This window comes from Flagellimonas nanhaiensis (assembly GCF_003382275.1).
Taxonomy (GTDB): Bacteria; Bacteroidota; Bacteroidia; order Flavobacteriales; family Flavobacteriaceae; genus Flagellimonas; species Flagellimonas nanhaiensis.
The window spans coordinates 60077-73694 of record NZ_QTJX01000005.1; the positions used below are offsets into that span (position 1 = coordinate 60077).

Genomic DNA, 13618 nt, shown 5'->3' on the forward strand with positions numbered 1-13618 from the left:
TATTTATGTAATTTTGCCCAGCACAATGGAAAACTTTTCCATATTATGTTGAGAATCCGTTTTATGGACTGTGGTCCCTTTTCTTTTTTAACCGATTGTGGACACGGATTAAATAGTATTAAGAACATATCTTACTCTGATCAATGAAAATTATTATTGCGGGAGCTGGTGAAGTAGGTTTTCATTTGGCAAAACTTTTGTCCTACGAAGCTCAGGACATAACATTGATAGACACCGACAAAGAAAGTTTGGCCTACGCCGATAACCACCTTGACATTAGAGTGCTTAGAGGGGATGCTACCTCTATTGAGGTACTTCGTGAAGCCAGGGTCGAAAGTTCAGCACTGGTCATAGCTGTAACGGCATCGGAAACCACCAATATTACCTTGTGCTTTCTAGCCAAGCAATTGGGATGTAAACGAACCATTGCCAGAATATCCAATACAGAGTTCTTGGATAACAGACAGCTTATAAAGTTTGAGGATCTTGGTATAGACGAATTAATTTCTCCCGAAGAACTGGCGGCAACGGAAATTCAGCTATTGCTGAACCAATCTGCATTTAATGATACCTATGAGTTTGAAGAGGGACTGTTGACCATGATTGGGGTATTCCTGCCAAAATCGGCTCCTTTTGTGGGCAAAATGGTTAAGGAAGCGGCATTGATCTTCCCGAAAATTCACTTTATGCCCATTGCCCTACAACGTATGGGTACACAATTTACATTGATTCCTCGTGGCGATACAGTTTTTAAAGAGGGTGATCAGGTCTATTTTATTACTTCGCATAAAGGGGTTGATGAGTTGTATAAGCTTACCGGAATGCAGAAAAAGGAAATCAAAAACGTGATGATCCTCGGGGGAAGTAAGGTAGGCTTCAAGACGGCAAGAGATCTCTGCAGCAAGAAATTCAATGTAAAACTTGTGGAAAAAGACAAGGAAAAAGCATTAGATCTAGCTGATGACCTGCCACATGCCTTGGTCATCAATGGTGATGGTAGGAATGTGGAGCTTCTGGATGAGGAAAGTTTGGACTCCATGGATGCCTTTATTGCGGTAACTGGTAATTCGGAGACTAATATTATGTCTTGCCTGGTTGCAAAGTCAAAAAAGATAAAGAAGACCATCGCCATGGTTGAAAATATGGATTACTTCCAGTTGTCCCATTCCATTGGAGTGGATACGCTCATCAACAAAAAACTTCTGGCCGCAAATAATATATTTAGATATATCCGAAGAGGAGAAGTGCTTGCGCTAACCCGTTTGAACAATTTAAATGCGGAAATCTTGGAGTTTGAGGTGAAAGCTACTTCATTGGTCAACGGAGAGATAATCCGTGAACTTAATTTTCCAAGGGAAGCGATTATTGGAGGGGTAATCCGTAATAATGAGGGTATCATTGCACTTGGTGATTTTAAGATTACCGAAGGGGACCGCGTTGTGGTCTGTTGTTTGCCCAAAGCTATCCCTAGAATAGAAAAACTCTTCCTCTAATGAACTTTAACGTCCGTATCATTATCCATATTATGGGGCTTTTGCTCCTGTGCAATGGGTCATTTATGCTTTTGGCCACGTTTGCCAGTGGCATTTATAAAGATGGCGCTACTTTGGATATTGCCCTTGCGGCCATTGTCACCATGCTCTTTGGGGTAATGGCCATGTTCTACACCAGGGGTCATAAAAAGGAAGTAAAACGTAAGGAAGGATATATGGTGGTCACCTTTGGTTGGGTGATAATGTCCATATCCGGAATGCTACCCTATCTTTTTTCTGGGGCCATACCCTCGGTAACGGATGCTTTTTTTGAAACCATATCGGGCTACACCACTACTGGAGCTTCCATTCTTAATGATATAGAATCCTTGCCCAAGGGAATTCTCCTATGGAGAAGTCTCACCCACTGGATTGGCGGTATGGGTATTATTGTGCTCGCCATAGCAATTCTGCCACTTTTGGGAATTGGGGGAATGCAGCTGTTCGCGGCTGAAGCACCCGGCCCTGGGGGAGATAAATTGCATCCACGAATTACTGATACCGCAAAGCGGTTATGGTTTATTTATTTTGGATACACCGTGGTGGAGACCATCTTTCTAAAATTGGCGGGGATGTCCTTTTTTGATGCGATAAACCATGCACTTTCGACCTTGTCAACCGGAGGGTTTTCAACCAAAAATGCAAGTTTGGCGTATTGGAATGATTCACCACTGATCCAATACATTATTATTGTCTTTATGTTCTTGGCGGGGACAAATTTTGTAATGAGCTATTTTGCCTTTACGGGAAGGGTACAACGCGTGTTGAAGGATGAGGAGTTTAAGGTTTATACCACTTTAGTGGTTGTTTTCACCATCATAGCTGGCTTTATAGTTTATTTTCAGGCGAATGTTCCTATTTCGGATTACCACCCAAAGGTTTTGGGCGAGGCAGAAAGCGCTTTTAGGCATGCGCTTTTTCAGGTAATTGCCATTGTTACCACTACAGGATTTGTTTCCGCAGATTTTACCAATTGGACCCCATTTTTGACTGTATTCTTTTTTGGATTGATGTTTTTAGGGGGGTCAGCAGGGTCAACTGCAGGTGGTATCAAGGTTATGCGCCATTTACTCATCATTAAGAACGGAATTTTAGAGTTCAAGCGAACTCTGCATACCAATGCCATAATCCCGGTGAGATATAACCAAAAAACCGTTAGTGAACATATTGTCTACAACATCATAGCCTTTTTTGTTTTGTACATGCTTCTATTTATTATAGGTGCCTTGGTATTGGGATACTTGGGGCTCGATTTTGAATCGGCGATTGGTGGAGCGGCTTCTTCTCTTGGCAATGTGGGTCCAGCATTGGGTGAGCTCAATCCAGTCGTCAACTTTAGCGAATTGCCCGCTTTTGGAAAGTGGTGGTGCGGATTTTTAATGTTGCTAGGTAGGTTGGAGCTTTTTACTGTCCTAATCTTATTTGTTCCCTATTTTTGGAAAAAGACATAAAAAAACCTCAAGGAAACTGGTCCGAGAGGTTTATATTCTTGCGAGATTTTTTACTTAGACTACTGCCTTGATTCTGGCAATAGCTTCCCTTAGCTCTTTTTCGGATGCTGCATAGGATATTCTAATGCAACTGGGGTTGCCAAAAGCCTCTCCGGTAACCGTTGCTACATTGGCATGTTCCAATAGATATAGGGCAAAATCCGAAGCATTATTGATTTTTACCCCATTTAAGGTTTTCCCAAAATATGATGAAATATCAGGGAAAACATAAAAAGCCCCTTCGGGAACATTCACGTTGAAACCTTCAATTTCTCCTAAAAGTTGAAGAACAATATCTCTTCTTTGATGAAACTCATCAATCATGTATTGTATTTTACTCTTGGGAGCTTCTAAAGCTGTAATTACTGATCGTTGCGCAATGGCATTGGCACCGCTGGTAACTTGCCCTTGAAGTTTAGTACATGCTTTGGCAATCCATTCTGGAGCACCGATATAACCAATTCTCCAACCGGTCATGGCAAACGCCTTGGATACACCATTTACGGTGATGACCCGATCGTACATTCCTTCTATCCCAGCGATACTCACATGACCACTGGTAAAATTGATGTGCTCGTAGATTTCATCGGAAACCACAAAGATGTCCGGATGTTTTTCCAGTACCTTGGCCAATCCTTCCAGTTCAGCTTTGCTGTAAACTGAACCACTTGGATTACATGGCGAGCTGAACCACAGCATCTTTGTTTTTGGGGTAATTGCAGCTTCAAGCTGTTCCGGGGTCATCTTAAAATCGGTCTCGATACCGGTTTTTACCTCAACGGGAACACCTTCTGCCAATTTTACAATATCGCTATAACTTACCCAGTAAGGAGCGGGAAGGATGACCTCGTCCCCTGGATTTATCACAACCAGCGCAACATTAAAAAGGGATTGTTTGGCACCTGTGGACACCACAATTTGACTTGGTTTGTACTCTAAATCATTATCCCTCTTAAATTTCTTTGATATAGCTTCTTTAAGCTCCGCATAACCATCTACCGGAGTATAGCTGCTATAGTTGTCATCAATGGCTTGTTTGGCGGCATCTTTAATAAAATCCGGGATATTAAAGTCAGGCTCACCCAAACTCAATCCAATGATATCCTTTCCTTCGTTTCTAAGTTCTCGTGCTTTGGCGGCCATAGCCAAAGTGGCCGACGTGGACATTTTCTGGATCCTGTCAGATAAGTGGTTGCTCATTGGTCACATTGTTTTACTGGTACTGAAGTGCAGGATTTTTTCCTAGCTCCCTCAAGTGTTTGAAGTGCGAAATTATAGCTTTTCTGGTAGTTTTATATTCGTTGTACGGCAAATTAAATTCCTTAGCTGTTTGTTTCACAATTTTGGAAATATTTGTGTAATGAATATGGCTGATGTTAGGGAAAATATGATGCTCTACCTGATGGTTGAGTCCTCCCGTAAACCAGTTTATGATTCGGTTTTTGGTTCCAAAATTTACAGTGGTAAACAATTGGTGTATTGCCCATGTATTTTTCATATTACCCTCTTCATCAGGTAGTGGAGTTTCTGCATCATCTACAATATGAGCCAATTGAAAAACAACACTCAAAATTACTCCGGCCACATAGTGCATAATAAAGAAACCTAATAAAACTTGCCACCAGGCTATGTTCACAAAAATCAATGGAAGTACTATCCAGATGGTGAGATAAATCATTTTGGTAATTACCAACGTGCTCCAGTTCATTACCGGGTTGGGTAATTTGCCATAGGACAGCTTTCTTTTCATGTATCTGTACATCTGCTGGAAATCCGTGGTAATTGCCCAATTAAAGGTTAAAAGACCATATAGGAAAATGGAATAGTAGTGTTGGAATTTATGGTGTTTTTTCCATTCGGCATGTTTTGAAAACCTTAGAATTCGCCCTGCTTCCATATCTTCGTCATGCTCATGGATATTGGTATAAGTATGGTGCAATACATTGTGCTGTACTTGCCAGTTGTATACATTTCCAGCAAGGATATAAATGCTACCGCCCATTAACTTGTTAACCCACTTTTTATTGGAATATGATCCATGATTACCATCGTGCATTACATTCATACCAACTCCGGCCATTCCGACACCCATGGTTATGGATAGCAAGACATAGGCCCAAAAGGGCAAGTCAAGGGTGAGCATTAAAAAGTAGGGAGTCAAAAAGAGGGCAAACATCACAATGGTCTTCAGGTGAAGTTTCCAATTTCCGGTCTTTTTTATTTTGTTTTCACTAAAGTATTGGTTTACTCTTTTGTTTAGTGTTCTGAAGAATTGAGTTGAATCCTTTCTTGAAAACCGGATGGGGCTATTGTTCATAGAAAAAAGTTTTTGCAAAGGTAACCAAATTGACCTTCGGAATGCATAGATAATGTATACAACGATGTTAAGGAGAGCAAAAGTATTAGTTTTGGGGAAAATTAACAGATTGCAATATGAACTCGGACCTTGTTTTTAAGTACTTTGACCACCTTTCTGATGAACAGAAAAGTCAATTTGCCCTTTTAGAGGCCCTTTATCAGGATTGGAACAAGAAGATAAACGTGGTTTCTAGAAAGGATATTGATGAATTATACCTGCGTCATGTGCTACATTCTTTGGGAATTGCCAAAATACAGCGTTTCAATGAAGGTTCCGAAATTTTGGATGTAGGAACGGGAGGGGGGTTCCCTGGAATTCCATTGGCCATACTTTTTCCCGAAGTGAAGTTTACCCTGGTTGATGCCATTGGGAAAAAAATAAAAGTGGTGCAGGAGGTGATTGATGGGTTAAAACTTGAAAACGTGACTGCAAAACACTCTAGAGTAGAGGAGATTTCTGGGCAGTTTGACTTTATTGTAAGCAGGGCAGTAGCAGCTATGCCCACTTTTGTTCATTGGACCAAGGGCAAAATAAAGAAAGACTCTGCCCATGAAAGAAAAAATGGCATACTATACCTCAAAGGTGGCGACCTAACGGATGAGCTAAAGGAGTACAAGACTGTTCAAATCTTTGATTTGAAGGATTATTTCCAAGAAGATTTCTTTGAAACCAAAAAAGTGGTGTATTTACCTCAAAAATTTAAAGGAGGGGCCTAAATGTTCCTCATGTTGTAGTATACTATCCTACACTTTCTTGAGTATTCTTTGGCATAACTCCACATGGCGTCAAAGCGCTCAGTTAGCGTCCTCCTCAATGTTCGTAGTGTTTTTTTTATGGGGTACATGTCAATCAATTACGTTAAATTAACAATTAATTTACATTAAATTTACATAAAAAAACTGCATCATCAAAATAATTCTCTTCCAGATGGATTAAAAAGAGAGCTGATTTTGTAAAAAAAAAGAATGAAATGTGTTACTTGGTAACGGTCAGATTGGTGAAATAGGCTTCTGTTCCGGGACCAACCCAAAGTCCGATACTTCCGGAACCATCGCCTCCGTGTTTTAGATCATCTACGATTAAAGTGGGTTGATCACTTCCATGAACATATAACTCGGCGGTTTCTCCTTGGACCATAATTTTGACCTTGGTCCACTCTCCTGGGGCCAAATCCACATAGGTTTCATACTTTTTTGGGAACTCCTTTCGTAATCTAAACCAGGGAAACTCCGGATACGAAATGTATTGAACGGAATGGTTACGGCGTATCATGTTTCTGGCCCTTCCATTGGTGGGTCTTAGATAAATACATTCAAACCGTGAATCATCCTCGCTAATGCGAAAAGCAATGCCCACAAAACCCCTAGCATTTGCAGAAGCCCCTGTCATGGGTGCACCAGCAAGTTCAACTTCTATTGTGCCAGAGTCAAAATTCAAATCAGGAATTTTAACAAACTTGGCTTCCGTATTGTTGCCATCATCCAGTACTCTAACTGCATTAACTCCCTTATGAACAGTGTCTTTTATGATTACATTGGAAGCAATAAGGTCATTGTTTTCCAATAGTTTTACAAAGGTTTTGGTTTCTTGGAAAAAAGAAATGTGGGTTGCTAACAAGAATAAAACCAAGGCAGTTATAGTTCTCATTTCTAGATGATTTTACACTAAAATAAGCCTATGGTCAGAAGCAAGGAAGTACTTCATCTACTTTAACCTTTTGTTGGCAATTGCAAAGTAGACGGTGCAATGATGAAATGAAAGGTGTGTTGGGGGATTCTAAATTTTTCAGATTAGATAAAGCTCTATTTGTTCCATATTCCAGACTCGGTTAACCAAGGTTGAATAAAACCAATAAGGTTATAAGGTTCTCCGGTTTTGGTATTCCTAAAGTTATGATCTCCATGGGGCAATAAAACAATTTCAAAATTTGGATTATTGATCCGTTCGAGCTCCTCAATGGTGGCATCAACTGGAATGACTGGGTCGTTGGTGCCCAGAAACCATAAGGTACTAGTCCTAAGTTGTTTTAAAATTTTTGTTGGGTCAAAGCCTTTTTCTCCTTGAAAACCTTCGAGTTTTTTATGAGCTTCTTGTATTGAAATGCCATTTTCTTCTCCATCACCGGTTAGCTGACTAAAAAAGTGTTCTTCCCCAGCCGAAACGGCAACCCCTGCTCCGATAATCATAAAATCGACTTCTTTTGTTTTTGAGGCGGCCAGGGGCATAATCCAGCCAGCCTGACTACCTCCTAAAAGCCCAAGTTTAGCATTCTCTAGTTCGGGCTGTTCTTTTAACCACGAAATAACAGCCAATACATCAGATGCCAGTAAGTTGAACCAATTTTTACTTCCTTCGACCGTAAAGGATTGATAAGTTCCTCCTGATCCCCCAACTCCTCTTTTATCATAGGCCAGTACGGCCATACCTAACTTAATTCCTATTTTGGTGTAGTAGCTCACATCTTCATATGTCGAAGGTGCAGAACCATGGACTATAACCAAAGCTCCCTTTAAGGTATTCTTGTTGTTGGGGGCGTAATACGCTGCGTTTAATGATATTCCCTTGCTTTCAATGGAAACTTTTTTCTTTGAATACCCTTCAAATTGATTGTCCTTTATCTCAACTAGAGCCATTTCGCACACCGGACAAATTCCAGGTGCATTATAGATGGTATCATGACAGTCTGAAGCACATGGAGGGCATTTGTACATAGTTTCTTGAGCTGCACAGCACAGGGATAATCCACATATTGCTAGTAAAACTGCATGTTTAAACAGATACATTATAGCTTTTTGAAGATTTCTCCATTTTCTTCTTGAGCATATCCCTCTATGTCGCCATTGGTATTTCTTTTAAAGAAAACAGGTTCACCACCAACATCGGAGAAAACATCCTCGGTTTCATGGTAAATAGGGAATTCATTTCCATCCATAAGGGCAACAAGATTGTTGTTCTTTGTATCATAGACCAATTCAAGTTTACCCCCGTTTTTGTGTTCGTACGTGCCTTCAAAATTTTTAAGGAAAGAAACCTGAACAGTTTTAAGGTAAGGATTGTCCTCGGCCAGAATAAGACCATCCCCAAGGTTCCAATTATCATATTCCATATAATATGCAGTTCTCTTGGCTGCGTTCAGTCCTTGAAGCTTTGCTACCAAGTGCAGGGCGCCATCAATTCCGGCAGAAATACCAGCGGTGGTAATGACTTTTCCATTGTCCACAAAACGAACATTTTTTCTGACATCTATTTTTGGATATCCTGCTTCTAAATTATCCAAGGCACTATGAAAAGTTGTGGCTATTTTTCCATCTAAAATGCCAGCTTCCGCTAGCACAAAGGCACCTGTACATACTGAGAAGTGGTAGTCCACATCACTTTGTTTGGTTACCCATTCTATGACCTTTTTGTTTTGTGATGCTGCTCCCGAGTTTCCTCCAAAAAATGCCAGAATATCGGCTTCTGGGGCATTTTCAACACTATAATCGGGGACCACGGTCAGTACTCCTTGGGATTTAATGGGTTCTTGTGTGGCTGAAACCGTGAAAACCTGGTAACCAGCATAGGCAAAAACCTCTAATGGTCCTGCAAAATCAAGCACTTCCACGCCATCCTGAAGATAGAAAGCTATGGTTTTGGCTGCATTTTTCTTGATCAAAGGCATGTTGCAATGCTTACAAACGCCTGGACCATGGTGTTCGGTTTTATCGCATTCGCTCCCACAAGGAGGGCAAACATAAATTTCATTTGAAGTTTGAAAGTTCTGGGACATACCTGAAATTGAGCTCAAGAGCATTACGGTAAATAGGATTACTTTGTTCATTTTTTGATGATTTGGTCAAAATTATGCCAAAGTAAAAGGTGGGAAAAGGACAAACTTCCGCAGTATTGGGACAATAACCGCTACTTTTCTCTAAGGGTTAGGATTTTTTCTTGAGAAGATTTCTAAGTTGATTGGCACTTTGAAGCCCACATTCCTGGGCTACAGCGCTAACTTTTGAACCGCTCGAAAGCAATTGTTCTGCCCTTTCAATCCGAAGTTTATCCAAGTATGACCCAATGGTGATTCCCGTAGTTTTTTTGAACAATCTGGTCAGATTTCTCGGGCTCATGTGGATTTTCTCGGCCAGCTCAGTGATATTAATCTTGTTCCTTAGGTTTTGTGCCAAGATATCCTGTACCTCGTGAATCCGATTTTCGATGTGGTTTCTATATTGTAAAAAAACACTCAATTGAGGGTCACTTTCGGTACGTCTCATGTAAATGACAACTTCCTTGGCAATTTTTGTGGTGAAAACGGGTCCGAAAAGCTCTTCCATCACAAATAAAGCCAAATCTATTCCTGAGGAAACCCCAGCACTGGAATAGATATTGCCATCTTTTACAATCAACCTATCTGGTAAAATCTTGGTTTTGGGAAATCTCGATTGAATGTCCTCAAGATACTTCCAATGGGTGGTGGAGTGTTTATCATCAAGTAAGCCTGCATGAGCCAGAATATATGCCCCGGTACATATTGAACAGATTTTGGCCCCATTTTCATGTTGTTCCCGAAGCCATTCCAAAAACGTTCTGTTTTCAAACTTAAAATTGGGAGATAAAAAATAATTTGACTCAAATCCCGGTATAAAAATTAGGTCGTTGGAGGCAAGTGTAAATTCACTAAACGGAATCAGGTTTCCAAGCAGAAGTCCAGTACATGAGATTTGTTTGTTCGATTCTTCAAAACTTAGATAGAAGGTTTCAATTTCTGCACCGTATTCCTGGGCTTCATAAAAAAGATGAGCTGGGCCGGTAATGTCCAGAAGCTGTACTTCTGGAGGGACAAGAAAAAATACACGATGATCAGCTCCCATGATGTTGAAACTTAATGAAGGTTGAAGGTATAAAAATAGCCGTTATCCTTATAAGGATAACGGCTATTCAAACTTTAAAATTGGTTTTGGTTTAGCCTAAAAATGGATAACGATAATCCTCTGGAGCTACAAAAGTCTCTTTTATCAATCTTGGAGAAACCCAACGCAGAAGATTCTGAGCAGAACCTGCCTTATCGTTGGTCCCTGAGGCTCGCGCCCCACCAAAAGGTTGTTGCCCTACCACTGCTCCAGTCGGTTTGTCATTGATATAGAAGTTTCCAGCACAATCTTGTAATGCTTTGCTAGCTTCCTCAATGGCATATCGGTCAGTTGCCAAAACAGCTCCGGTCAATGCATATTCCGAAGTGCCATCAACCAACTTGAGTGTTTCTGCCCAATCCTTGTCATCATAGACATAAATGGTAACGACAGGTCCAAAAAGCTCAGTGCACATGGTGGTGTATTTTGGGTCTTTCGTTAAAATAACCGTAGGTTCAATAAAGTATCCTACAGATTTGTCGTATCCTCCACCGGCAATTATTTCAACCTCGTCATCTTTTTTAGCTTGGTCAATATAGCTCGCCAATTTGTCAAAAGATCCTTCATGGATAACTGCCGTAACGAAATTGCTCATGTCGGCAGGAGATCCAGGTTTGTTGATAGAGGCTACATCAGCCTTCACTAAATCAAGAATCTCATTGGCTATGGATTTAGGTAGATATACTCTGGAAGCGGCACTACATTTCTGCCCTTGAAGCTCAAAGGCACCTCTGACAATGGCAGTGGCCACTTGTTTTGGGTTTGCAGATGGGTGGGCTACGATGAAATCCTTTCCACCTGTTTCCCCTACGATTCTTGGGTAAGTTTTATAGGTGTGGATGTTGGTTCCGATTTGTTTCCAAAGTTCTTTGAAGACGAAGGTTGATCCTGTGAAGTGAAGACCGGAAAAATCTGGGCTGGAAAGTACAGTTTCCGTAACCATAACAGGATCTCCGAACACCACGTTGATAACGCCATCTGGCAATCCAGCTTCTTTAAATACATCAATAATAACTTTGGCTGAGAAAACCTGACTGTCGCTAGGTTTCCAAATCACTACATTACCCATCATGGCCGCACTGGCCGGAAGGTTTCCAGCTATTGCCGTAAAGTTGAACGGGGTAATGGCATATACGAACCCTTCCAATGGACGATATTCCACTCGGTTCCAAATTCCATCTGAAGATTCTGGTTGTTCAGCGTAGATCTGTGACATGAATTCTACATTGAACCGAAGAAAATCTATGAATTCACAGGCAGCATCAATCTCGGCCTGGTGTATGGTCTTGGATTGGGCCATCATGGTGGCCGCATTGATTTTTGCACGATAAGGTCCGGCAAGGAGTTCAGCGGCCTTCAAAAAAATTGCCGCTCGTTGCTCCCATGGAAGATTGGCCCAAGCACTTCTGCTCTCCAAACAGTTGGAAATGGCTTCTTCAACATGCTTCTTTTCTGCAAGATGGTAATGTCCTACCACATGTTGATGCTCATGTGGAGGAGACATAGGTCTTGTGTTCCCGGTTTTGATCTGATCAGATCCAATATAAAGTGGTACCTCAACGGTTCCGTTGTAATAATCGTTATATTGTTTAAGTACTTCTTCTCGTTCTGGTGTACCGGGCGCGTAGCTTTTTACCGGTTCGTTATAAGCAGATGGAACTTGAAAAAATCCTTTTCCCATGGTGATATTTTTTATGTGTTAAAAATTCCACCAAAGGTAATGAAACCGAAAATGATTAAGAAAGATGTGGCCTAGTTTATGGCAAACGGAGCTGCAAATTTGAAAGTAGGAATATCCACTTCAAATTCCTCGGATGTGGTAAAGTTCACCATTTCATAATACCCGTTCATGGCACCAATGGGTGAAGCCAATAAGCATCCAGAACTATAGGTGTGGGATTTACCAGGTTTAAGTACAGGTTTTCTACCTATGACTCCTTCGCCATCAATGGTCTCCATTTCTTTCAGTGCATCAAAAATATCCCAGTGACGTGCGGTCAATTGAACAGTGTCCTTGCTCAAATTCTCGATGGTGATGGTATAGCCAAATGCGTAGTGCATCTTGTAGTTTTTGAAGAAAGTGCCTTCAAATGTGGTCTGTACCGATACTTTTATTCCTTTTGTTACTTGGGTGAACATATTTTAGTAGGTAAAAATACTCCCTGTAAACAACAAGATTACCGCCAATACTGCCAAAATGGTAAATATAGTGTTCAGAAAGAGATATTTGACAATTGTTTTAAATGTTCCCTGCCCGTAAAACCGCTTCATTGCCAAGAATAGGTATACACTGAAAATAGTGATAAAAATACCTGCGCTTGTAATATCCAAAACAGTATCCAATATCAAGCTAAGGATGAGCAATATAAATAATAATGACTGGTTGTGAAAGCTAAAGATGAGATGATCGGTGTAGGTGTGTCTTTTTCTGATGTATGCCATCCAAATGAATACGGTGAACAGAGGCAAAAAGAAAAAGATGACGAGAGGCAATTTACCAATTGTATTATTTAAATATGTCCCTGGCTGCGCAATGGCTTTCAAAGAACTTTTAGAGCCATTAAAGGCAATCCTGTTTTTCCAGCTGTCTCTAACTCCATATTTGTCTTGTACATCTTTAAAGGTGCTGACGGAGTCCCTTCTTAAAAATGTGTAGAAAAACTCCATTCTTTCCGTAAGACTGGCAGAATTCCCATTTTGAAGATTTTCAAAATACTTTCTGGGATTGGCAACCATAAAAGAATCTTTTCTTGCTTCATTTTGGATTCCTTGGTCTATTGCGATTTGTAGTGAATCCAAATTCTTTTTGATTCCTGGGATGGGAATTCTCTCTAAATTCTCAAGGGAATCAAGGTGCCCAAGTACTTGTTCAGTCTGTTGTTGAATATTTGTAGTGTCAGAGACGGTTTCACCATTATTAAAACTAAAGATGGGGCCATTTTGTTTTAACCTGTCCGCTAAACCCATATCATCTAGGTTGGAAAGATTGCTGTTATAGGTGAACATTAAAAAATAGAGAAAGGCAAGGCTCAATAAAAATCGAAAAGGATTGGTATATGAGATGCGTTTCCCTTGAACGTAGTCCTTTGTAATGGTACCGGGTTTGATAAGGAGTGCGTAGAGTGTTTTTAAAAGTTTTGAGTCGTAATTGATGAGGCTGGAGAAAAACTCATCAAAAAAATCCTTTAGGATTAACTTTTTGGTACTGTTGGCTTGGCCGCAGTTAGGGCAGTATTTATCATCTATGGTTAAGATATGCCCACAATTAAGGCATTCCGTTCCTCGAAATTTAAGCTCGTACCGCCCCTTGGTGATCAAACCTTTTTTTGTGCCCATTCCTGAAAG

Annotated in this window: 12 protein-coding genes; 3 read left to right on the forward strand and 9 right to left on the reverse strand. The window is 40.6% G+C overall.

Annotated elements, in window-relative coordinates:
* Positions 1-143: 143 nt before the first annotated feature.
* Together trkA and DX873_RS16210 are read left to right on the forward strand one after the other, a co-directional pair.
* Positions 144-1493 carry a Trk system potassium transporter TrkA gene (gene trkA / locus DX873_RS16205; protein WP_116185538.1) on the forward strand — a complete coding sequence of 450 codons (1350 nt, stop codon included), beginning with the start codon at positions 144-146 and terminating at the stop codon, positions 1491-1493.
* Complete coding sequence (locus tag DX873_RS16210) at positions 1493-2983, forward strand: TrkH family potassium uptake protein (RefSeq protein WP_116185539.1); 1491 nt, start codon at positions 1493-1495, stop codon at positions 2981-2983. Before trkA ends, DX873_RS16210 begins: the two co-directional genes overlap by 1 nt.
* A gap of 54 nt (positions 2984-3037) precedes the next feature.
* Here the strand turns inward: DX873_RS16210 and DX873_RS16215 are convergent, their stop codons facing one another.
* Both DX873_RS16215 and DX873_RS16220 read right to left on the reverse strand, forming a co-directional pair.
* Positions 3038-4222, reverse strand: a complete 1185-nt coding sequence (locus tag DX873_RS16215) for a pyridoxal phosphate-dependent aminotransferase (RefSeq protein ID WP_116185540.1) — start codon at positions 4220-4222, stop codon at positions 3038-3040.
* 13 nt (positions 4223-4235) lie between these two features.
* Positions 4236-5339: a fatty acid desaturase family protein gene (locus DX873_RS16220; protein ID WP_116185541.1), complete on the reverse strand. Its 1104-nt coding sequence runs from the start codon at positions 5337-5339 to the stop codon at positions 4236-4238.
* 116 nt (positions 5340-5455) lie between these two features.
* On the opposite strand from DX873_RS16220, the gene rsmG reads away from it, so the two are divergent.
* Positions 5456-6097 carry a 16S rRNA (guanine(527)-N(7))-methyltransferase RsmG gene (rsmG, locus tag DX873_RS16225; RefSeq protein ID WP_116185542.1) on the forward strand — a complete coding sequence of 214 codons (642 nt, stop codon included), beginning with the start codon at positions 5456-5458 and terminating at the stop codon, positions 6095-6097.
* 259 nt (positions 6098-6356) lie between these two features.
* Here rsmG and DX873_RS16230 read toward each other — a convergent pair whose 3' ends face one another.
* From DX873_RS16230 to DX873_RS16260, 7 genes are all read right to left on the reverse strand, one after another.
* Complete coding sequence (locus DX873_RS16230) at positions 6357-7028, reverse strand: hypothetical protein (RefSeq protein WP_116185543.1); 672 nt, start codon at positions 7026-7028, stop codon at positions 6357-6359.
* A gap of 155 nt (positions 7029-7183) precedes the next feature.
* Positions 7184-8092: a prolyl oligopeptidase family serine peptidase gene (locus DX873_RS16235; protein WP_232520962.1), complete on the reverse strand. Its 909-nt coding sequence runs from the start codon at positions 8090-8092 to the stop codon at positions 7184-7186.
* A 71-nt stretch (positions 8093-8163) separates the two neighbouring features.
* The gene (locus tag DX873_RS16240; protein WP_198412979.1) at positions 8164-9201 is read right to left on the reverse strand and encodes a DJ-1/PfpI family protein; all 1038 of its coding nucleotides are present in this window, start codon (positions 9199-9201) and stop codon (positions 8164-8166) included.
* 97 nt (positions 9202-9298) lie between these two features.
* Entirely contained in the window at positions 9299-10234 is a 936-nt protein-coding gene (locus tag DX873_RS16245; RefSeq protein WP_116185545.1) for a GlxA family transcriptional regulator, read from the reverse strand.
* Between the two features lie 91 nt (positions 10235-10325).
* A complete protein-coding gene (pruA, locus tag DX873_RS16250) occupies positions 10326-11954 on the reverse strand; it encodes an L-glutamate gamma-semialdehyde dehydrogenase (protein WP_116185546.1) in 1629 nt (542 codons plus the stop codon).
* A gap of 71 nt (positions 11955-12025) precedes the next feature.
* Positions 12026-12412 (reverse strand): Co2+/Mg2+ efflux protein ApaG, encoded by a 387-nt coding sequence (apaG, locus tag DX873_RS16255; protein WP_116185547.1) that lies wholly within the window; start codon positions 12410-12412, stop codon positions 12026-12028.
* 3 nt (positions 12413-12415) lie between these two features.
* Entirely contained in the window at positions 12416-13609 is a 1194-nt protein-coding gene (locus DX873_RS16260; protein ID WP_116185548.1) for a DUF3667 domain-containing protein, read from the reverse strand.
* Positions 13610-13618 lie beyond the last annotated feature (9 nt).